This window comes from Stappia sp. TSB10P1A (assembly GCF_900185725.1).
Classification (GTDB): domain Bacteria; phylum Pseudomonadota; class Alphaproteobacteria; order Rhizobiales; family Stappiaceae; genus Stappia.
In genome coordinates, this window is the sequence record NZ_FYAU01000036.1 from 443,075 (window position 1) to 464,793 (window position 21,719).

At 68.5% G+C, this 21,719-nt stretch carries 15 protein-coding genes, 2 tRNA genes and 1 riboswitch; of the genes, 10 read left to right on the forward strand and 7 right to left on the reverse strand.

The features are described 5' to 3' along the window. Positions 1–281: 281 nt before the first annotated feature. The 3 genes from TSB10P1A_RS20595 (at position 282) to TSB10P1A_RS20605 (ending at position 5,846) form a co-directional block, all read left to right on the forward strand. A complete protein-coding gene (locus tag TSB10P1A_RS20595) occupies positions 282–1,736 on the forward strand; it encodes an NAD-dependent succinate-semialdehyde dehydrogenase (RefSeq protein ID WP_186389817.1) in 1,455 nt (484 codons plus the stop codon). A 169-nt stretch (positions 1,737–1,905) separates the two neighbouring features. Further along, a complete protein-coding gene (locus TSB10P1A_RS20600; protein WP_186389818.1) occupies positions 1,906–3,843 on the forward strand; it encodes a sigma-54-dependent Fis family transcriptional regulator in 1,938 nt (645 codons plus the stop codon). Between the two features lie 203 nt (positions 3,844–4,046). Continuing rightward, entirely contained in the window at positions 4,047–5,846 is a 1,800-nt protein-coding gene (locus TSB10P1A_RS20605; RefSeq protein ID WP_186389819.1) for an NAD(P)/FAD-dependent oxidoreductase, read from the forward strand. Positions 5,847–5,910: 64 nt separating this feature from the next. On the opposite strand, the gene TSB10P1A_RS20610 is transcribed toward TSB10P1A_RS20605, so the two are convergent. Beyond that, a complete protein-coding gene (locus tag TSB10P1A_RS20610) occupies positions 5,911–6,291 on the reverse strand; it encodes a glyoxalase superfamily protein (protein ID WP_186389820.1) in 381 nt (126 codons plus the stop codon). A 342-nt stretch (positions 6,292–6,633) separates the two neighbouring features. Here TSB10P1A_RS20610 and TSB10P1A_RS20615 point away from each other — a divergent pair, with 342 nt between their 5' ends. The 5 genes from TSB10P1A_RS20615 to TSB10P1A_RS20635 all read left to right on the forward strand — a co-directional run bounded on the left by TSB10P1A_RS20615 (position 6,634) and on the right by TSB10P1A_RS20635 (position 11,359). Further along, positions 6,634–8,304, forward strand: coding sequence for a methyl-accepting chemotaxis protein (locus TSB10P1A_RS20615; RefSeq protein WP_186389821.1), 1,671 nt, complete (start codon positions 6,634–6,636; stop codon positions 8,302–8,304). Between the two features lie 158 nt (positions 8,305–8,462). Continuing rightward, a tRNA-Cys gene (locus TSB10P1A_RS20620) sits at positions 8,463–8,536 on the forward strand. Positions 8,537–8,734: 198 nt separating this feature from the next. Continuing rightward, the gene (gene cobD, locus TSB10P1A_RS20625; RefSeq protein ID WP_186389822.1) at positions 8,735–9,751 is read left to right on the forward strand and encodes a threonine-phosphate decarboxylase CobD; all 1,017 of its coding nucleotides are present in this window, start codon (positions 8,735–8,737) and stop codon (positions 9,749–9,751) included. Positions 9,752–9,755: 4 nt separating this feature from the next. Beyond that, positions 9,756–10,736, forward strand: coding sequence for an adenosylcobinamide-phosphate synthase CbiB (cbiB, locus tag TSB10P1A_RS20630; RefSeq protein ID WP_186389823.1), 981 nt, complete (start codon positions 9,756–9,758; stop codon positions 10,734–10,736). Positions 10,737–10,744: 8 nt separating this feature from the next. Further along, entirely contained in the window at positions 10,745–11,359 is a 615-nt protein-coding gene (locus TSB10P1A_RS20635) for a DUF938 domain-containing protein (RefSeq protein WP_186389824.1), read from the forward strand. A 2-nt stretch (positions 11,360–11,361) separates the two neighbouring features. On the opposite strand, the gene TSB10P1A_RS20640 is transcribed toward TSB10P1A_RS20635, so the two are convergent. From TSB10P1A_RS20640 to cobU, 5 genes are read right to left on the reverse strand one after another with little or no spacing between them, the layout of a single operon-like run. Then, positions 11,362–12,834, reverse strand: coding sequence for a cobyric acid synthase (locus TSB10P1A_RS20640; RefSeq protein ID WP_244293197.1), 1,473 nt, complete (start codon positions 12,832–12,834; stop codon positions 11,362–11,364). Continuing rightward, a complete protein-coding gene (cobO, locus tag TSB10P1A_RS20645) occupies positions 12,834–13,445 on the reverse strand; it encodes a cob(I)yrinic acid a,c-diamide adenosyltransferase (protein ID WP_067222724.1) in 612 nt (203 codons plus the stop codon). The genes TSB10P1A_RS20640 and cobO overlap by 1 nt, the downstream gene beginning before the upstream one ends. 17 nt (positions 13,446–13,462) lie before the next feature. Then, positions 13,463–17,221, reverse strand: a complete 3,759-nt coding sequence (gene cobN, locus TSB10P1A_RS20650; protein WP_186389825.1) for a cobaltochelatase subunit CobN — start codon at positions 17,219–17,221, stop codon at positions 13,463–13,465. Between the two features lie 42 nt (positions 17,222–17,263). Beyond that, the gene (cobW, locus tag TSB10P1A_RS20655; RefSeq protein WP_186389826.1) at positions 17,264–18,382 is read right to left on the reverse strand and encodes a cobalamin biosynthesis protein CobW; all 1,119 of its coding nucleotides are present in this window, start codon (positions 18,380–18,382) and stop codon (positions 17,264–17,266) included. Next, on the reverse strand, positions 18,379–18,960 hold the full coding sequence (gene cobU / locus TSB10P1A_RS20660; protein ID WP_186389827.1) for a bifunctional adenosylcobinamide kinase/adenosylcobinamide-phosphate guanylyltransferase: 582 nt from the start codon (positions 18,958–18,960) through the stop codon (positions 18,379–18,381). The genes cobW and cobU overlap by 4 nt, the downstream gene beginning before the upstream one ends. Before the next feature lie 124 nt (positions 18,961–19,084). Then, positions 19,085–19,311: riboswitch (cobalamin riboswitch) on the reverse strand. Positions 19,312–19,569: 258 nt separating this feature from the next. Here cobU and TSB10P1A_RS20665 point away from each other — a divergent pair. Further along, positions 19,570–19,644 (forward strand) — tRNA-Asn (locus tag TSB10P1A_RS20665). Between the two features lie 142 nt (positions 19,645–19,786). On the opposite strand, the gene TSB10P1A_RS20670 is transcribed toward TSB10P1A_RS20665, so the two are convergent. Next, positions 19,787–20,665 carry a LysR family transcriptional regulator gene (locus TSB10P1A_RS20670; RefSeq protein WP_186389828.1) on the reverse strand — a complete coding sequence of 293 codons (879 nt, stop codon included), beginning with the start codon at positions 20,663–20,665 and terminating at the stop codon, positions 19,787–19,789. Between the two features lie 207 nt (positions 20,666–20,872). On the opposite strand from TSB10P1A_RS20670, the gene TSB10P1A_RS20675 reads away from it, so the two are divergent. Then, positions 20,873–21,715, forward strand: coding sequence for a 2OG-Fe(II) oxygenase (locus TSB10P1A_RS20675; protein ID WP_186389829.1), 843 nt, complete (start codon positions 20,873–20,875; stop codon positions 21,713–21,715). Positions 21,716–21,719: the final 4 nt, after the last annotated feature.

The following is a 21,719-nucleotide window of genomic DNA, read 5'->3' on the forward strand; positions in this document are numbered from 1 at the left end:
GCACGCGGCGAAACGCGCCCCGCCGGCTGGGGGTATCTCCCGGCTTTGCGTTGCTGCTTGCCGGCCGGATGCCTATGATTGCTCAAGAATCCCGGTCGACGGGTGGCGCGCGGCCGGGCATTCCAGATCCCCGTCCCTCGCCGGTGCACCGCCTTGCAGGACCTGCGCAAGGCCTCGCCCCAGGGCCCTCGCACGAGATACCGGCCGCCTCCCGCGCATGCGGCCGCGACAGCACAAGGGCCGGCCCGCACGGGCCCGCCAACAACAACGGGAGCGCAAGCATGATCAGCGACCACAGGCTTTTCAGGCAGTCCTGCCATATCGGCGGATTGTGGACCCATGCCGACACCGGATCGGTGATCGAGGTCGACAATCCGGCGACCGGCGAGATCATCGGCACCGTGCCGCGCTGCGGCCGGGCCGAGACGGCGCGGGCCATCGAGGCCGCCTATCTCGCCTTCCAGGACTGGAAGGCGACGACGGCGGAAGAGCGCGCCACGCTGATGCACAAGCTGTGCGACGCGATCCTTGCCAATCACGACGCGCTGGCGGAAATCCTCACCACCGAGATGGGCAAGCCGCTGGCCGAGGCCAAGGGCGAGATTGCCCTCGGCGTCAAATATGTCCGCTTCTTCGCCGAGCAGGCCAAGCGCATCGACGGGGACATCATCCCCTCGCCCTGGCGCGGCAAGCGCATCCTGGTGACCAAGGAGCCGGTTGGCGTCACCGGCGCGATCACGCCCTGGAACTTCCCCCACTCGATGATCTCGCGCAAGCTCGGCGCGGCGCTTGCCGCCGGCTGCACCATGGTGATCAAGCCGGCGAGCCAGACGCCGTTCTCCGCGCTCGCCCTTGCCGCGCTCGCCGAGGAAGCCGGCTTCCCGCGCGGCGTGGTCAACGTCCTCACCGGCTCGGCCGCCGAGATCGCGGCGGAGATGTGCGAGAACCCGCATCTGCGCAAGATCACCTTCACCGGCTCGACGGAAGTGGGCAAGAAGCTCGCCTCCCACGCCTCCGCCCATATGAAGAAGATCTCGATGGAGCTCGGCGGCAACGCGCCCTTCATCGTCTTCGACGACGCCGATCTCGATGCGGCGGTCGAAGGGGCGATGGTCTCCAAGTTCCGCAATTCCGGCCAGACCTGCGTCTGCGCCAACCGCATCTATGTGCAGGCCGGCGTCTATGACGCCTTCGCCGAAAAGCTTGGTGCCGCCATCGCCCGCCTCAAGGTCGGCAACGGCCTTGAGGACGGCGTGACGCAGGGACCGCTGATCGACGGCAAGGCGGTGGAGAAGGTCGAGGAGCACATTGCCGACGCGCTCGCCAAGGGCGGCAAGGTGCTTGCCGGCGGCACGCGCCACGGCAATGGCGGCCGCTTCTTCGAGCCGACGCTGGTCGTCGGTGCCACATCGGAGATGAAGGTGGCGCGCGAGGAGACCTTCGGTCCGCTCGCTCCGCTCTTCCGCTTCGACACGGAAGACGAGGCGGTGGCGCGGGCCAACGACACCGAATACGGCCTTGCCTGCTACTTCTACACCCAGGATCTGGGCCGCGCCTTCCGCGTCATGGAGGCGCTGGAATACGGCCTCGTCGGTGTCAACGAGGGGCTGATCACCACCGAGGTCGCGCCCTTCGGCGGCGTCAAGGACTCCGGCGTCGGCAACGAAGGCTCGAAATACGGCGTCGAGGACTATCTCAACATCAAATATGCCTGCGTCGGCGGTCTCGGGCTGTAACGCCCCGCCTCCCGCACCGGACATGCGAAGGGCCGCCCATTGGGTGGCCCTTATGCTTTTCAGGTCAACGAGTTGCGCGCCCGCGCACTCCTCCTTTGGCACCAATCCCCCGTTCCCGCCTTGTGAGCGGCGCCCGCCCATGCGAGCATCAAAGCGGGAGGAAATAACCATGGTGTCGACCCTGTCGCACATCAGGGAGATCGAGCGCGTCGCCATGGGCGGGGCGAGCGGGCGGGATATGCCCGTCGTCCAGTCGTGGCTGCGCTGCGTCAACGACTACCGGCTCGACCCGGCGCAGGCGCAGGAAGCCTATATCGTCCCCGAGACGACCTTGCGCGAGCACCGCGAGCAGGCGGAGGAGCTTATCCGCATCGGCCGCAGCGGCCTGGAGACGCTGTTCAACCAGGTCGCCGAGCAGAAATACGTGCTGCTGCTGTCGGATGCGCGCGGCGTCACCGTCGAGTTCATGGGCGATCCGACCTTCGACAACCAGTTGCGCAAGGCCGGGCTCTATCTCGGCTCCGAATGGTCGGAAAACCGCGCCGGCACCTGCGCGGTGGGCGCCTGCATCGTCTCCGGCAAGCCGGTGGTGATCCACCAGGACGACCATTTCGACACCAGCCATATCGGCCTGACCTGCACCGCCGCGCCGATCTACGACACGCTCGGCGACCTCACCGCGGTGCTCGACATCTCGCAATTGCGCTCGCCCACCGCCAAGGCCAGCCAGCAACTGGCGCTGCATCTGGTCGCCGCCACCGCCCGGCGGATCGAGCTTGCCAACCTGATCTCCCGCACCCGCAACGACTGGGTGCTGCGGCTGTCGCGGCTGCCGGACTTTCTCGACGTCGACCCGGACGCGGCGCTGTCGCTCGACGGCGCGGGGCGCGTCACCGGCATCACCCATGGCGGCTTCAACGCGCTGGCGCGGGCGATGAACCTGACCGCCTTCACCGCGCGCGACCTTGTCGGCGAGCGGATCGACCGGTTCTTCGAGATCGAGATCGACGACCTGCCCCGCTACATGCGCGGCGGCACCGACCGGGAGCGGGTGCTGCGGGCGCGCGACGGCTCGGCCTTTTTCGCCAGTTCCATCGCCCCGGTGGTGCAGCCGCGCGGGCCGGCGGCCGTCCGCCCCCGCCTGCCGGGCGCGCTCTCTAGCCTCAGTTTCGGCGACCCGCGCATGGAGGCGATGCTGGCGCGGGTGTCGCGGCTCGCCGGGCTCGACATCCCGATCCTGATCCACGGCGAGACCGGCACGGGCAAGGAGGTTCTCGCCCGCGCCATCCACGAGAGCCGCGAGCGGCCCGGCCCTTTCGTTGCCGTCAACTGCGCGGCGATCCCCGAGCATCTGATCGAGTCCGAGCTGTTCGGCTATGCGCCGGGCGCCTTCACCGGCGCGGCGCCGCGCGGCAAGACCGGCCTGATCGAGGCGGCGGCCGGCGGCACGCTGTTTCTCGACGAGATCGGCGACATGCCGCTCTCCCTGCAAAGCCGCCTGCTGCGCGTGCTGTCGGAGGGCGAGGTGCAGCCGGTCGGCGCGCTGAAGACGCGGCCGGTGCGGCTGAAGCTGATTTCGGCCTCGCACCGCGATCTCGGCCGGCTGGTCGCCGAGGGGCGCTTCCGCGAGGACCTCTATTACCGGCTCAACGCCGCCACCTTCACCCTGCCGCCGCTGCGCGAGCGGCTGGATTTCGACGCGCTCGCCGACCGGATCCTGGCGCGGATCGCCGCCGAGACCGGGCGCAGTCCACGCCTCTCCCCCGGCGCCCGCATGGCGCTGCGCGCCCATCCCTGGCCGGGAAACCTGCGCGAATTGCACAATGCGCTGAAGGTCGCGGCCGCCCTGTCGGAGGGGGAGGTGATCGATCCCGACGCCCTGCCCGAGCAGATCGGCCGGCCGGGCGCACGGCCGGGGTTTCGCCCTACCCTCGCCCCGATACCGCCTGCAACACCGCCCGGCGGCACGGATGCGGCAGGAGAAGGCGATCTCCTGCGCGAGCTCGCCGCCTGCGGCGGCAATGTCTCGGCGCTGGCGCGCCGGCTCGGCGTCAACCGCTCCACCGTGCATCGCTGGCTGAAACGCGGCAACCCTCGCGCGGTGTGAGCCGCGCCTGCCTGTCGCACCCTGTGCGACAGGTGTTGCAGGCCTGTTGCGCAACGCTGCGACAGGCCACGCAACAACCGATATAACCCTTTGATAAAAAAGCGCTCCCGGCGCAAGACCACTTGGCACGCGGCTTGCCATCTCCCCCTCACCGGGCGGGCTCACCCCCGTCCCCGGACACTTGAGCAACGGGAGGAGACGATATGCTCGACAAGACACCGACGGCCCGCGTTCAGGCCTTTCTCGACAGGTTCGGCGGGGCGCTGGAGGCGGGCCGGATCGACGAGGCCGTCAGCATGTTCGCCGAGGAGTGCTACTGGCGCGACCTCGTCACATTCACTTGGAATATCAAGACCGTAGAGGGTCGCGGCGAGGTCCGCGACATGCTGGAGGCGCAGCTTGCCGCAACCAGGCCGACCGCCTGGCAGGTGGCCGAGGGCGAGGAGGCCAGCGAGGCCGACGGCGTCACCCAGGCCTGGATCACCTTCGAGACCGACGTGGCGCGCGGCTATGGCCTGATCCGCCTCAAGGACGGGCTGATCTGGACGCTGCTGACCACCATGGTCGAGCTGAAGGGGCACGAGGAAAAGGCCGGCTTCTCCCGTCCGCTCGGCGCCAGGCACGGGGTCAATCCCGGCGCCAAGACCTGGAAGGAGGAGCGCGAGGAAGAGGCCGCGACGCTCGGCTATACCAGGCAGCCCTATGTGGTGATCATCGGCGGCGGCCAGGGCGGTATCGCCCTCGGCGCAAGGCTGCGGCAGCTCGGCGTGCCGACGATCATCGTTGAGCGCAACGACCGGCCGGGCGATTCCTGGCGCAAGCGCTACAAGTCGCTCTGCCTGCACGATCCGGTCTGGTACGACCACCTGCCCTATATCGATTTCCCGAAGAACTGGCCGGTTTTCGCGCCGAAGGACAAGATCGGCGACTGGCTGGAAATGTACACCAAGGTGATGGAGCTGAACTACTGGACGCGCTCCACCGCCCGCTCGGCGAAATGGGACGAGGCCAACAAGGAATGGGTCGTCACCGTCGACCGGGACGGCGAGGAAGTGGTGCTGCGGCCCAAGCAGCTCGTCTTCGCCACCGGCATGTCCGGCAAGGCCAACATCCCGCAGTTCAAGGGCGCAGACCGCTTTGCCGGCGAGCAGCACCATTCGTCGAAACATCCCGGCCCCGACGGCTACAAGGGCAAGAAGGTCGTCGTCATCGGCTCGAACAACTCGGCCCATGACATCTGCGCCGCGCTCTACGAGGCCGGTGTCGACGTGACCATGGTGCAGCGCTCGACCACCCATATCGTGCGCTCCGATCCGCTGATGGAGCACGGGCTCGGCGCGCTTTATTCCGAGCAGGCGGTGGCGAACGGCATGACGACGGCGAAGGCGGACCTGATCTTCGCCTCGCTCCCCTACCGGATCCTGCACACCTTCCAGAAGCCGATCTACGACAAGATCCGCGAGATCGACGCGGACTTCTATGCGGCGCTGGAAAAGGCCGGCTTCCAGCTCGACTTCGGCCCGGACGGCTCGGGGCTCTTCATGAAGTATCTGCGGCGGGGCTCGGGCTATTACATCGACATCGGCGCTTCGCAACTGATCATCGACGGCAAGATCAAGCTCGCTGCCGGCCAGGTGGAGGAGATCACCGAGACTTCCGTCAAGCTCGACACCGGCGTTGAGATCCCCGCCGACGTCATCGTCTATGCCACCGGCTACGGCTCGATGAACGGCTGGGTCGCCGACCTGATCGACCAGCAGACCGCCGACAAGGTGGGCAAGGTCTGGGGGCTCGGCTCCGACACGCCCAAGGACCCCGGCCCCTGGGAGGGCGAGCAGCGCAACATGTGGAAGCCGACGCAGCAGGAAGCGCTGTGGTTCCACGGCGGCAACCTGCACCAGTCGCGCCACTACTCGCAGTTCCTGTCGCTGCAGTTGAAGGCGCGGATGGAAGGCATCCCGACGCCGGTCTACGGGTTGCAACAGGTGCATCACAAGGGCTGAGCCAGCGCCAGCCGACACAGGACCGGGCGGAGCGATCCGCCCGGTTTTGCTTGGTCAAATCCGCTCAGCCGAGCGGCTGGCCGACGTCGATGCGGTTTCCGTCCGGGTCCTCGAAGACGAAGGCGCGAAGGCCGAACTCCTTGTCGCGCAGGCCCTTGACGATGCGCAGGCCCTGCCGGCGGCAGACCTCATGCAGCGCGTCGACATCGCCGACCATCAGATGGGCGACGTTGAACGGCGCGGCGCGGTGGCCGGGCTGCAGGGTCAGGTGAAGCTCCGCCTCGCCCTGCTTGAGAATGACGAAGCCGACGGGATCGCCGTTCTCGAAGGTCTTGGTGAAGCCCAGAACGCCGACATAGAAGTCGAGCGCCCGCGACATATCGCTCACGGGCAAGGTTGCGGCGATCCGGCCGAACCGGATCCCGCCAGGAAGGGGCATGGTCATGCGACTGCCTTGGCTGGCGAAACGCTGCGCCTTTCGGGGACGGTGCCCCGGCCGGTAGCGCCTCGCAGGGAGATGTCAGGACGGTGCCCGGCGCCAGAATGCCCCGGAAAGGCCGGGTTGACCAGCGAGAGGGCGTCATCGCTGCACATAAATCGGCGTCCACCCCACCAGCGCGGTCCGGCTCGCCTGCTTTCCAAGAGTTCGGCTTATGCGGTTAAATATCTTTGATATTGCTAAACAACTCTGAAACCAGCCTTTTCCGAAATACCCTAGCGGATTTTCAATCACCCGTTAACCATTTTATAGATATGAATACAATAGATTTTGTAACGTGAGGTTGCAATGTTAACGATCCGCACGCGACTTTTAGTAACCCTTGTCACCCTCTTCGCCTGTATTCTGGCGGTGGTAGCGACCGGCTTCTGGGGATCGGATACCGCGGAAAAATCCTTGCGCGAGATCAACGACGAGCGGGTCATACCGTTGCGTGACCTCAAGATTGTCTCCGACATGTATGCCGTCAACGTTGTCGATGCCTCGCACAAGGTTCGCAACGGCAACTGGAGTTGGGACGAAGGCCTGCAGTCGCTTGCCGAAGCCAAGACGGCAATCGAACGTCATCTTCGAGCTTATCTTTCGGGGACGATCGACGAGGCGGAGCGCCCGCATGTCGATGAGGTGCGCCGTCTGATCGCCGGCGTCGATGCCGCGATCGTCGAGTTGGAAGGCATCCTGGGCGCCAGGAACAGCGCCGGCCTCGACACCTTCGTCAAGGACAAGCTCTACCAGATCATCGATCCCCTGACCGAGGCCATCGGCAAGCTGGTCGATGTGCAGATCGAAGGGGCGACCGAAACGGCGGCGGAGAGCAGCCTGCGGCTGGAGCTCATTCAATGGGTGTCATGGCTGGTGCTGGCCGCCGCCATGGCCATCGTCCTCGGCGCGGGCTGGATGGTGCTGTCGCATGTCACGCGGCCGTTGCGCGCCCTCACCGAAGCGGTCAGAAACCTTGCCGAGGAGCGTTATGACACGCTCGTCCCCGGGCGGGGACGCCGGGATGAACTGGGCCAGATGGCGGAGGCCATCGACACGTTGCGGGTCGCCGCCATCCAAAGCCAGGATCTCGCCAGGGAGCGCGAGCAGGCGCAACGCCGCGATCTTGCACGGGCCGAGGCCGTCGGCCGCCATGTCGCCGAGTTCCGCGCGACCGGAGCGAGCCTGACCGCAACGTTGAAACAGGCAACCGCCGGCCTGGACGAGACGGCCGGCCAGATGGCGCAGTCGGCATCCGGGACGAAAACGCAGATCGCCGCCACCGCCGCGGCGGCCAACGAGACCTCGCACTCCGTGCAGGGCGTTGCCTCGGCGACCGAGGAACTGTCGATCTCGGCGCGGGACATCAGCGAGCAGGTAGCCAGATCCGCCCAGGCCGCGCGGGTCGCGGTCGAGCAGACGCTCGCCACGGACCAGGCCGTCAAGGCGCTGGCCGAGCGCAGCATGAAGATCAGCGCCGTCGCCGAACTGATCCGCTCGATCGCGGAACAGACCAATCTGCTCGCGCTCAACGCCACCATCGAGGCCGCGCGCGCGGGCGAGGCTGGCCGTGGCTTTGCCGTGGTGGCCCAGGAGGTCAAGGCGCTGGCCGGCCAGACGGCGAAGGCGACCGAGGAGATCGCCCTGCAGATCGACAGCATCCGGGACGGCACCCAGGAGGCGGTCTCCGCCGTCGAGCAGATCAATGCCGCGATTGCCGATGTCGATACGATCGCGTCGAGCGTTGCCGCCGCCATCGAGGAGCAGCAGGCCGCGACCGGCGAGATCAGCCATGCCGTTGCCTCGGCAGCGAACGGGGCGGGCACCGTCGCCGACAACCTGCGGTCCGTCGATCAGTCCTCGCTGACGGTGGCCAGCGCCTCCGAGGCGGTTCTCGCCGCCAGTTCGGAGATCGGGCAGACTTCGGCGGCGCTCGACGCGGCCATCCAGGCCTTCATCGGCAAGGTCCAGGCGGCATAGGCCGCACCGCGCGCGCCCCATGGGCGCGTGCGCAGTCAGACAATTACCCCTGGGAGGCGGGCCAAACACACGGCTCCCTTGAAGAGCCGTGGAAATATCCAGCTTTCACGACACACCGCTTGACCTTGCCTCGCATGTGATTGATAAGTCTGCCCGCTGGCCTCGTGGCGGAGTGGTGACGCAGCGGATTGCAAATCCGTGCACCCCGGTTCGATTCCGGGCGAGGCCTCCAGCACCCTCCCGTCCGTCCCCGATATAGCTGCCGCCCACCCCTGCGGCTGGCGATGGTGCGTGCCTGTCCCGCGCATCAAACCTGCTCTGCCGGCGCGATCTCCCCGGCCATGTGCATTTTCGTTTTTCCTGCCGCCGTCCCCGTGGTCTATCTGTCATGCAGACGGCAACAACAGGATCACTCACCGGAGGCGGGCGCATGAAGCATGGCGGCGATCTCGGCGGCGCGATGGCCCGGTATGGCGGGCTCGCCGAGGACTGGCTGGACCTGTCGACCGGCATCAATCCGCATGCCTATCCCGTGCCCGCCTTGTCCCCCCGCTGCTGGCGGGAGTTGCCCTCGCAGGGCGCGCTCGACCGGCTGCTTGCGGCCGCGCGCAAGGCCTATGAGGTGCCCGCCGACCTCAAGCTCGTCGCCGCCCCCGGCACGCAGGCGCTGATCGCCCTGCTGCCGCATGTGCTGCCCCAGGGCGATGTCGTTATCACCGGGCCGACCTATGGCAGCCACGGGGATGCCTGGCGCCGCGCCGGACGGCGGGTCTGCGAGGTCACCTCGCCGCATGCGGAACTGGCGCCTGAGGTGAAGGTGCTGGTGATCGTCAACCCGAACAATCCGGATGGCCGGCTGGTCGACCCGTCGAGCCTGCGCCACATGGCCGGGCAGATGGCAGGACGCGGCGGCATGCTGGTCGTCGACGAGGCCTTTGCCGACTGCGTGCCGGGCGCCAGCGTGCTGCCGCATCTGACCGGGCGCCCGGCGGTCGTGCTGCGCTCTTTCGGCAAGTTCTACGGACTTGCCGGACTGCGCCTCGGCTTCGCCGCCGGGCCGCAGAGCGTCGTCGCCGCGCTGCGCGAGCGGCTGGAAAGCTGGGCCGTCTCCGGCCCGGCGATCGAGACCGGCGCGCAGGCGCTCGCCAATGATGCCTGGCGCCGGGCGATGATGGCACAGCTTGCGGATGAGGCCGCCGATCTGACGCTGTCATTGCAGATGCACGGGCTTTCCGTCTTCGGCGGCACGCCGCTCTTCGTGCTGGCGGGCACGCGCAATGCCGCCGGCCTGCACGAGGCGCTCGCCCGCCAGCGGATCTGGACCCGCATCTTCGACTATACCCCGACATGGCTGCGCATCGGCCTGCCCGGCGGGCGCGAGGGGCTGGCCCGGCTGGAGGCGGCGCTGCAAAACGCCATGGCCGACAGCGGCGCAACCGGGCGCTGATACGATGCTGCTCTTCACCGACACCGCCTTCCTGCTGCTGCTGGCATTGGTGCTCGATGCGCTCGTCGGCGATCCGCGCCGGCTATGGGCAGCGGTGCCGCATCCGGTGGTGCTGATCGGCAAGGTGATCGAGATCGCCGACCAGGATTTCAATGATCCCGCCGCCTCGCCCCGCGCGCGCAAGATCTATGGCGCGGTGTTCCTCGCCAGCCTTGTCGCCTGCTCGCTGCTGGTCGGCGTGCTGATCGAGGTGATCCTGCGCGCATTGCCCTTCGGCGAGATCGGCGTTGCCGTGATCGCGGCCGTCTTCATCGCCCAGAAGAGCCTCTACGAGCATGTGGCGGCGGTGCGCGACGGCCTGCTGGAGGACGGGCTTGCCGGCGGCCGCCGGGCGGTGGCGATGATCGTCGGCCGCGATCCGCAACAGCTCGACGAGGCCGGCGTTGCCCGCGCGGCCATCGAATCTTGCGCCGAGAACGCCGCCGACGGGGTGACCGCGCCGGCCTTCTGGTTCCTGCTGCTCGGCCTGCCCGGCCTCATCGCCTACAAGGCGGTGAACACGGCGGATTCGATGATCGGCCACCGGACCGAGCGGCACGAGGCCTTCGGCTGGGCCTCGGCCCGCTTCGACGATCTGGTGAACTGGCCGGCCGCCCGCCTGTGCGGGCTCGCCATGGCGCTGACCTCGCCGCTGAACGGCCGCAGCCTCAAGGAAAGCCTTGCGGTGATGCGCCGGGACGCGCCGAAGCACCGCTCGCCCAATGCCGGCTGGCCGGAGGCGGCGATGGCCGCCGTGCTCGGGCTGGCGCTGGCCGGCCCGCGCGCCTATCCCGGCTATAGGGTCGACGATCCGTTCATGAACGAAGGCGGCCGGCGCGAGGCCACCGCCGGCGACATTTCCAGGGCGCTGAAAGTGTTCCGCCAGGCGATGGTGCTGCAGGCCGTTGCGGTCGCGGCCATCGCGCTCGTCCCGCTGTTCCTGTGAGGGCCGCAATGCTTCCCTTCGCCCCCTCCGCCGAGCGCAACAAGGACGCGATCCTGGCGGGGCTCCGTTCCCACCTCGCCCGCTGCCGGCGCGTGTTGGAGATCGGCAGCGGCACCGGCCAGCACGCGGTGCACATGTCTGCGGCCCTGCCGCAGCTTGTCTGGCAGTGCAGCGAGTTGCCCGGTGCCGTCGAGGGAGTTGCGGCGCGACTGGAGGCCGAGGGGACTGTCCGCACGCCGCCGCCGCTCGCCCTCGATGTCGCCGCCGCGCCCTGGCCGCTGCCGGCGACTGATGCGCCCGATGCCTTCGACGCGGTCTTCACGGCGAACACGCTGCACATCATGTCCTTCGCCCATGTCGGGCAGTTCTTTGCCCGTATCGGCGAGGTGCTGGCGCCGGGCGGCCTGTGCTGCGTCTACGGGCCGATGAAATATCGCGGCGCCTTCACCACAAAGAGCAACGCCGAATTCGACGCGCAGTTGCGGGCGCGCGACCCGCTGAGCGGCATTCGCGATTTCGAGGCGCTCGACGAGTTGGCGCAAGCGCAGGGGCTGACCCTGCTGGAAGACCTCGCGATGCCGGCGAACAACCAGTTGCTGATCTGGCGGCGCGCCGGCGGGTAGGTTCACCGCGCGCGGGCGATCTCCAGCAGCGCCCCGATGTCGAGCGAGGCCTCCAGATGCGCGGCCAGCGCGTCGAGCGTGCGGTCGATCTCGCCCTCATAGGCGCGGGTGGAGCCGCTGCCCAGTTCCGCCAGCAGGCCGGCGCGGAACGTGTCCGACGCAAACAGCCCGTGCACATAGGTGCCGGCGATGCGCCCGTTTGCCGAGACCGCACCGTCCGGCTCGCCCTGTTCGCCCAATAGCGCGAAGGGCCTCGCGGTGTCCGGCCCTTGCGTGCGGCCGATATGGATCTCGTAGCCGGAGAGCGCTGTCCCGCTCGCCGCATGGCGGCCCGTCACCTCGACAAGGCGCTTGTCGACTGTCAGCACCGTGTCGACGTCGAGCAGGCCAAGCCCGTCGACGGTGCCGGGCGTGCCCTCGATGCCGTCGGGATCGCTGATCGTCCGCCCCAGCATCTGGTAGCCGCCGCACACGCCCATGACGCGCCCGCCGCGCCGCACATGGGCGGCCAGATCGATGTCCCAGCCCTGCGCGCGGAAGAAGGCGAGATCCCCGACCGTCGACTTGGACCCGGGCAGCAACACGAGATCGGCATCGCCCGGCAGCGGCCGGCCCGGCCCGACCAGCTCCAGCGTCACGCCCGGCTCCAGCCGCAGCGGATCGAGATCGTCGAAATTGGCGATGCGGCTGATCACCGGCACGGCGATCTTCACCGAGCCGTCGCCGTCGCTTTCCTCCAGCGCCAGCGCATCCTCCGCCGGCAGGCGGTGAGCATCGGCAAACCATGGCACCACGCCGAGCGGGCGCCATCCGGTGCGCGCGGCGATCTCCCGCACGCCTTCATCGAACAGCGACACATCCCCGCGGAAGCGATTGACCAGAAAGGCCTTGATGCGGCTCCGCTCCGCCTCCGGCAGGATCGCATGGGTGCCGACGAGGCTCGCGATCACTCCGCCGCGGTCGATATCGCCGCACAGGGCGACGGGGATATCCACCGCCTCGGCAAACCCCATATTGGCGATGTCGCCGGCGCGCAGGTTGATCTCCGCCGGGCTGCCCGCCCCTTCCACCAGAACGAGGTCCGCGCCCTCGCTGAGCCGGTCGAAACTCTCCAGCACCTTCGGCAGGAGCTCGGCCTTGCGGCTGCCGTATTCGCGCGCGCGCATCGTTCCGGCGCGCTTGCCCTGCACGATGACCTGCGCCCCCACATCCGTCTCGGGCTTCAGGAGCACCGGGTTCATGTGCACCGAAAGCGGCACGCGCGCGGCCATCGCCTGCAGCCCCTGCGCCCGGCCGATCTCGCCGCCGTCACTGGTCACGGCCGCGTTGTTCGACATGTTCTGCGGCTTGAACGGCCGCACCTTCAGCCCGCGATCGGCGAACAGCCGGCAGAGCCCTGCCACGACGAGGCTCTTGCCGACATTCGAGCCGGTGCCCTGGATCATCAGGGCGGGGATGCGGCGGCCTGCCGCCATCAGAACTCGATTCCCTCCTGCGGCTTCACGCCGGAGCGGAACGGGTGCTTGACCTGCTCCATCTCGGTGACGAGGTCGGCGATCTCGATCAGCTCGTCCTTGGCGTTGCGGCCGGTGATGACGACATGCACGTCCTCCGGCTTCTCGTCGCGCAGGAAGGCGACGACTTCCTCGATCGGCAGGTAGTCGTAGCGCAGCACGATGTTCAGCTCGTCGCATAGGACGAGGCGATGCTCGCGCGAGCGGATCAGGTCCTTGGCTGCCTCCCAGGCGGCGCGGGCGGCATCGATGTCGCGCTGGCGGTCCTGGGTCTCCCAGGTGAAGCCCTCGCCCATGCGCTTGATGGTGACGAGGTCGGAGAAGCGTTCCAGCGCCATGCGCTCGCCGGTCTCGATGCGGCCCTTGACGAACTGCACCACGGCGACCTTGTGGCCGTGGCCGAGCGAGCGGAACACCATGCCGAAACCGGCCGTCGACTTGCCCTTGCCCTTGCCGGTATGGACGATCAGGAGCCCCTTCTCGATGGTCTTGGTCGCCATGATCTTGTCGCGCGCGGCCTTCTTCTTGCGCATCTTCTCGGCGTGGCGGGCGTTGAGCTCCTCTTCGCTCATTTCGGCCTTCTTGTCGCTCACGAGGTCGTCTCCCTTTCCTGCCCCTGCGGGGCCTCGATATTCAAGGCAGCGCGCACCGAATTGCGCCGCGGCCGCCACAGGTCGCGCTCGACCGCCTCGCGGAAGCGCGCCTCGATTTCCTCCAGCGCCTTCGGATTGGCCTCGCCCAAGAAGGCGCGGACCTCGCCGTCGTCCAGATAGGCATCATAGAGCTGGTCGAAGTGATGGTCGCCCACCGCATTGGTGGTGGCGGCAAAGGCGAAGAGATAGTCCACCGTCGCGGCGATCTCGAACGCGCCCTTGTAGCCGTGGCGCATGACGCCGGCGATCCACTTCGGATTGGCGGCGCGCGCCCGCACCACCCGGCCGATCTCCTCCGACAGGGTGCGGATCACCGGGCGCTCGGGGCGCGAATGGTCGTTGTGATAGACCTTCGGCGCCGTGCCCTTCAGCGTTTCCACCGTCGCGGCGAGCCCGCCCTCGAACTGGTAGTAGTCGTCGCTGTCGAGCAGGTCGTGCTCGCGGTTGTCCTGGTTGTGCAGCACCGCGTCGACCTGCGACAGGCGCGCGGTCAGGCTGGCGCGCGCGCCCTCGCCCTTCGCCCCGCCGCCATAGGCGTAGGAGCCCCAGGCGAGGAACGCGTCGGCGAAGTCCGCGCGGGCCTCCCAGAGCCGCTCGTCGATCAAGGCCTGCAGGCCGGCGCCATAGGCACCGGGCTTCGAGCCGAAGACGCGGTAGAGCGCCTGCCGGCGGGCCTTTTCCGGCGCAAGGCCGTCCGCCTCCAGCCGGGCGGCTTCCTTGCGGGCGCGCGCGGCGAGCGGATTGGCGTCCTGCGGCTCCTCCAGCGCGGCGATGGCGGCGACCGCCGACTGGAACAGGTCGACCTGATGCGGGAAGGCATCGCGGAAGAAGCCGGAGATGCGCAGCGTCACGTCGACGCGCGGCCGGCCGAGCTCGGCGAGCGACAGAATGTCGAAGCCGGTGACGCGGCCCGAGCCCGCCTCCCATTTCGGCCGGGCGCCGATCAGCGCCAGCGCCTGGGCGATGTCGTCGCCGCCGGTGCGCATGTTGGCCGTGCCCCAGCAGGTCAGCACGACGGCGGCCGGATACTCGCCCTCGTCCTGGAAATGCCGCTCGACCAGCCGCTCGGCGCTGGCCGCACCGATGCGCCAGGAGGTCTCGGTCGGCACGGCGCGCACATCGACGGAGTAGAAATTGCGGCCCGTCGGCAGCACATCGGGGCGCCCGCGCGTCGGCGCGCCGGACGGGCCCGGCGGCACGAAGCGCCCGGCAAGCCCGGCAAGAACGCCGGCGGTCTCGGCGTCCCCCGAAGCAGTGACGGCCGGGCGGATGCGGGTCGTAATCTCCTCCAGCACGGCGGCGGTGGCGGCAAAGCCATCCGGCGCGCGGCCCTCCTCCACCAGCTTTGCCGCCAGCAGTTCCAGCCGCTCCACCGTGTCGCCGCAACTGCGCCAGGGGCTGCTTGCCACCTCTTCAAGCAGCACCGGGCGCGGGCCGTCGAAGGGCAGTTCGTAGGCGCAGGCGAGCGGATCGAAGCCCTCGAGCCCCAGATCGCGGGCAAGCGCCCGGGTGATGCCCTCATGCGCCGGCCCCTCGCCGCGCGGCACCCGCACCAGCGCCACCAGGAGCGCGGTCAGCAGATCGCCACCAGGTGCAGCACCCAGAACGTGCAGCCCGTCGCGGATCTGCAACTCCTTCAGGTCGCACAGATGCGCATCGAGCCGGGCGAGCCGCGTCTCCTCGTCCATCTCGCTGGTCAGGCCGATATCGCGGTCGAGGCCGTGCCGTTCCGCCGCCTCGAGAATGTCGCGGGTCAGCGCCTTCAGCCGGCGCGGATCGACACCCTGCGCCAGGTAATATTCGTCGAGCAGCACTTCCAGCTCGGCGGCGACGCCGTGGCTTTCGGCCCGCGCCAGCGGCGGCGTCAGGTGATCGACGATGACGGCGGAGGTGCGGCGCTTGGCCTGTGCCCCCTCGCCCGGATCGTTGACGATGAAGGGATAGATGTTGGGCAGCGGCCCGAGCACCGCTTCCGGGAAACAGTTTTCGGAGAGCGCCAGCGCCTTGCCCGGCAGCCATTCGAGATTGCCGTGCTTGCCCAGATGCACCACGGCATGGGTGCCGAATGTCTCGCGCAGCCAGATGTAGAAGGCGAAATAGTGGTGCGGCGGCACCAGATCCGGGTCGTGATAGGTCGCCTTGGGGTCGATGTTGTAGCCGCGCGCCGGCTGGATGCCGACGACCGCATTGCCAAAGCGCGTCACGGCGAGGCGGAACGCGCCCTCCTCCACATGCGGATCGTCTTGCGCCGCGCCCCAGCGGGCCGTGACCGCCTCGCGCACCGCCTGCGGCAGCCGGGCGAAGAAGGCGGCATAGTCGGCGAGCGAAAGCTCAGCGCCGCCATGGCGCACGCGGCGGGCAGCGATGTCGTTGGTCGGGCCGTCGCTGATCCGCGCCATCAGCTCGGCAGAGCCCTGCGGCGCGCCGTCGATGCGGTAGCCCTCGGCGGCAAGCGCCTGCAACAGGCGCGCGCAGGAGGCCGGCGTGTCGAGGCCGACGCCATTGGCAAGGCGCCCGTCCTTGTTGGGATAGTTGGCAAGGATCAGCGCCACCTTGCGCTCCGCCGCCGGGGTCGCGGCGAGGCGGGCGATCCGCGCGGCCTGGGCGGCGACGAAGGCCACCCGGTCGGGTTTCGGCACGAAGCGCATGGTCGCCGACTGGGTGAGCGGATCGTGCGGCGCCTGCTCCTTGAAGGAGACGGCGCGGGTGAGAATGCGCCCGTCCACCTCCGGCATCACCACATGCATGGCGAGATCGCGGATCGAAAGGCCTTGGTCGGCGTCGCGCCAGCCCTCTTCCGAGGACGAGGAGAACACCACCTGCAACACCGGCACGCCAGGTGCATCGAGCGGCGTTCCGCTGTGCGCCTCGCCGGCCTTCGACACGGCGAAGGCGGTGGCGTTGAGCACCACGGCGGGCGGCGCCTCGGCGAACAGCGCGGCGAGGACGGAGGCGGATTCGGCCTCCTTCAGCGAGGAGACGAAGACCGGCAGCGGGTTGATGCCCTCGCACGCCAGCGCCGTGCACAGGGCCTCGACCGGCGCGGTCGCCGCGCTCTGCATCAATGCCTTGTAGAAGACGATGGCGGCGACGGGGGCGGCCGGATCAGTCCAGGTCGCCCGCAGGTCGGCGAGCGTCGGGTGGGCACGGCCGGGCAGCAGCAGGCCGGCGCGCGGCAGCGGGCGCGGCGGATCGGGCTCACTCGCGCCATCCAGAAGATGCGCGGCGTAGCGCAGGAAGTTGCGAAGGTTTTCCGCCCCGCCTTCGGCGAGATAGCGCCACAGGCACCTCACCTCGTCGACCGGCAGCGTGGAGCGGGCGGCAAGGTCCGCGTCCCAGCGGTCGTCCCCCGGCATCACCGCCAGATGCAGGCCGTGGCCGCGCGCCGCCTCGGTCAGCCGCTCGACGCCATAGGGCCAGTATTCCGCCCCTCCGAGCAGGCGCAGCACGACGAGCCGCGAGCCCGCCACCGTCTGCTCGGCATACATGTCGACCGAATAGGGGTGCGACAGGGCCATCAGGTTGGCAAGCCGCAGGCTCGGCTGCCCCGCCCCGCCCCCTGCTGCCACGGAGGCGAGCGAGGCGAGTTCCGTGTCGGCCGCCGACAGCACCACCACATCGGCCGGCGACTGGCCGAGATCGACCGCCTCGTCGCCCTGGTCGATGCGTCCGCTGCGCCCCGCGAGAATATGCATGCCGTCTCCTGCGCTGTCGCCGTATCTGGCCTGCCGTATGGATCAGGCGGCGAGCGCGCTGGCGAGCAGACCCTCGACGCGGGCGAGGTCGAAGCCGGCAAGGCCGATCACCACGACCCGGCCGGGGGCGCGCGCGTCGCGCGCGAACCATGCCTCGACGCGCGGGCCGACCGCCTGCACCATCGCCGGCGCGGCCTTGCCCTCGATCCCGACCGCGCCCTTGATGCGCAGCACGCCGGGCACCGCCATGGCGGCGGCGACGCGCGCCTCCAGATCCTTCAGCGAGGCGAGCGGGGCGAGCTCGACCACATGGCTGACGAAGTCGTCGTGGTCGTGATGATGATGGTCATGATCGTGGTCGTGGTCGTCATGATCGTGATCGTCGTGGTCGTGGTCGTCATCGTCGTGGTGATGATGCTCGTGATGGCTCTCGCGCCCGTGCATGTCGTCTTCCGAGGCGCTCATCCGGCCGAGCAGCACGTCGGCGGCAAGCATGCCCTTTTCCGCCGCGACGATCTCCACCGCCGCGCGGACGCGTCCGGCGACTTCGGCCCGCACCCGCTCCAGCGTTGCCGCGTCGACGAGGTCGGCCTTGTTCAGCACCACCAGATCGGCGCAGACGAGCTGGTCCTCGAACAGTTCCTCCACCGGGCTGTCGTGGTCCAGCGCCTCGTCGGCGGCACGCTGCGCGGCCAGCGCCGCCTCGTCGCCGGTCACACGCCCTTCCGCGACGGCTGCGGCATCCACCACCGTCACCACCGCATCGACTGTCACCCGGGTCTTGACGCTCGGCCAGGAGAAGGCGCGCACCAGCGGCTGCGGCAGGGCAAGGCCCGAGGTCTCGATGACGATATGGTCCGGTGCCTCGTCGCGGGCGATCAACATCTCCATCGTCGGCAGGAAGTCGTCGGCGACGGTGCAGCAAATGCAGCCATTGGTCAGCTCCACCACCTCTTCGGCGGCGCAGTCCGGATCGGCGCAGCCGTCGACCAGCGAGCCATCGAAGCCCATGTCGCCGAACTCGTTGACGATGAGGGCGATGCGCTTGCCCTTCGCCTCGCGCAGCAGGTTGGCGAGCAGCGTCGTCTTGCCGGCGCCGAGGAAGCCGGTGACGATGGTGGCCGGGATCTTGCCGGCGGTGCGGGGCGTGGATGCGGTCATAGGCGGATCTCCGGCTGGAGGTGGGATGGCTTGAGAACGAGCGGCAGGCCGGCGGCGACAAGCACCGCTACATCGGCGAGTTCCGCGATGCGGCGATTGAGGCGACCCTGCTCGTCGCGAAAGCGGCGGGCGAGCGCATTATCGGGCACGATGCCCGAGCCGACCTCGTTGGTGACGAGAACGATCGGGCCGGGCGCGGCGCGCAGCGCCCCGGCGAGCCGGGCCGTCTCCGCTTCCGGATCGGCCTCGGCGAAAATCAGATTGCTGAGCCACAGGGTCAGGCAGTCGACGAGGATGGCGCGATGCGCCGTGCTCTCGGCGGCGAGGACGCCGGCAAGGTCGCGCGGCTCCTCGATGGTCCGCCAGCCCTCGCCCCGCTGGTCGCGGTGGCGGTCGATGCGCTGGCGCATCTCCTCGTCATGGGGCGTGCAGGTGGCGACATAGACGCACTCGCGCGCCGACGCGCGCACCAGCCCCTCGGCATAAAGGCTCTTGCCCGAGCGCGCGCCGCCCGTCACCAGCACGGTGCGGGCCGCGACAGGAGCCGGGGCGGTTGGCGAATCGGATGCGCCGCTCACGCGCAAGCCGTCCGGCAGCGGGATATGCCGGGAGGGCTGAAGCGGCGGGCGCCCTTCAACGGGAACATTCTGGCCTCCTGCCGTCCACCCGACGGCGCGTGACGTTTCGGGCCGGGCCCCTTCACGGGGGCTCGGGTGATCCGGCTCGTCTCCTGGCTCGCGGGTCGCGGCCTTGCCCTGCCCTTCCCGGACCGAAAGGCCCAGTGGTTCATGCAGGAAGGCTCGCCGCTCACAGTTGCGGGGGCAGCTACGGATTCGGGAGCCCGACTTGGGTCCTCCCCCACCGTATTCCGACTTTCCCCTTTCACCGGACTTCGTCCGTCAGAAAGGACCGGAAGATCACGACTCATAGCCTGCCGAAGGGGCCGGCGTCCAGCGGCGCGGCGTGGACGGCTCCGGGAAGCTTCCGCGGCGGCGCCCGCTCCACTCACAGCGGATGCGGCCGGATGCCCGCGGCTCTTGCCGGTGCAGCTTGCCGGTGCACGCTCCCCGCCCCTCGCCCGCTCCCCGACTGTGGAAAAGTTTTGCGACAAAGGGCTTGGCAAGCGGCGGCGCAGTTTGCTATACGCCTGCCACCGACGCGGTGCGGATGCCCCGCGTGTTTCGTGATCCCCGGTAGCTCAGTGGTAGAGCAAGCGGCTGTTAACCGCTTGGTCGCTGGTTCGAATCCGGCCCGGGGAGCCACTTCCTCCTTATTTTCCCAAAAATCCTCCAGTCTTCCCGAAAACATGCCTCGCCTGGCGATATCGGATCGCCGTGGCCGAATGGGCTTTAGGTCGTGAATTCATAACTGTGCCGTCTCTCGCCGGACTTACGAGTTCACGACCTACGCGCGTTCCTTCAGGAAGTCGACAAAGGCGCGCACGCGCGGAATGGCCTGGCGGCCAGGAAGCATCAGGGCGGAGATCGGCTTGGGATCCGCGTCGTGCTGTCCTTGGAACAGTTCAACGAGCTGCCCCTCGGCAAGCGCCTTCCTGCCGAGAAAGTCCCCAAGACGGATGATGCCGACGCCCTCGATCGCCATCTGCAACAGCGTATCGGCGCTGTCCGCGGTGACGCTCCCGCGGACGGGCGTCCGCACCACGGCTCCCTGCTCGATCATCGGCCAGTAGGCTTGGCCGGGAAACCCGGTCAGCAACAGACAGTCATGGCTCGCCAGGTCCTGGGCGGTCGTCGGTGTGCCGCGCCGTTCCAGATAGGCGGGGCTTGCGGCGATGACGCGGCGGACCGTGCCCAGGCGAGCCGCGATCAACTCGCTGTCGTCCAGCAGGCCGACGCGGATCGTCACGTCGATCTGCTCCTCGAACGGATCTATGCGGTGGTCGGAAACCGAAACCCCGACCGTCACTGCCGGATGCCGGCGCAGGAACGCCGGCAGCAGCGGCGCCAACCGGTGCCGCGCGAAGGCGGTGCCGCAATTGACGCGCAGATGGCCGCGAACCTCGCCGTGCCGGTGCGACAGGTCGACCTCGGCCGCCTCTGCGAGCTTCAGCATGCGGCGAGCATAGCCGATGAAGACGGCGCCCTCCGGCGTGAAGGCAAGCCGACGGGTCGAGCGGTGCACGAGCTTGATGCCGGTGCGCTTCTCCAGGCGCGACACCATGCGGGACACGCCCGACGGCGTCATCCCCGTCTCCTCGGCGACAGCCGCCAGGGTGCCCAGATCGGCCAGCCGCAGGAGCAGGATGACTTCGGGTGCGAGCATGGATCCCTGCTGCATTCGTGACGTAGCGGCACGACAGAGTTGCGGCCGGAGCGGCTGCCTCTGCGGCGCATTCATACTATAGGTTGCACCCATAAAAACCAGTCAACCGCATGCTCCGGCACGCAACCGGCCACCTGGCCGGGCTGCTGGTCACGACTGCACGTGCAAGGCTCCGGACCAGAACGCAACGAAGTATGAGGAGGCGACATGGATACTGCATTGTCCACTGAAGTCGAACGCTTCGAGGCCAGCCCGGCGTCCGGCGGCTTGCCCTATGTGTTGCATACCGACAAGTACGGCCTGAACAGCGAGCATTTCAAGGCACTCGCCAGGGGCGAGGTCCGCGTGATCCGGGTTGCGGCCTTTGCGAACGGTCCGTCCTGCGAACTGATCTCTCGGGGGCAGGCCTCCCTCGGTTTCGAGCCCTACATCAACGTCTCGGAGGTCCGCAAGATCGGCATGGCCTTCTACGAGACCGAGCTCAAGCCCGAACTGATCGAGCGCTATTTCGTGGTCGCGCGGGAGCATCTGAACGATTTCCGCAAGGCCTGCGAGCCGTACGGGTCGCCCCTCGACACGCTGCGCGGCATTCTCGACGAGATCTGGCCGGCGGGTGCAAACCTGCAGACGCTGTTCGGCCGCAAGATGTTCGTCGGCCTGTCGCGGATGGTGGAGCCGAACACGACGTTCCTCGCCCACCATGACATCTTCTCCGAGGATGCTCCGGGCATCGAGGAAGCGGAATCGCTGCTCGCCCAGTTCGCCGCCAACATCTACTTCCAGGTCCCCGAAGTGGGCGGCGAACTGCTGATGTGGCATCGCAACATGACGACGGAGGAATTCGACCGCAGGCGCCGGGGCAAATACGGCATCGCCGTCGAGGACCTGCCGACGCCCGACGTCATCGTCAAGCCCGGACGGGGCGACCTGCTGATCTTCGATTCCCGCAAGATCCACGCGGTCGCTTCGCCGCACGATACGGCGCGCATGGCCGTGTCCTTCTTCATCGGCTATCGCGGCGACGACCAGCCGCTCACCTACTGGAGCTGACGCC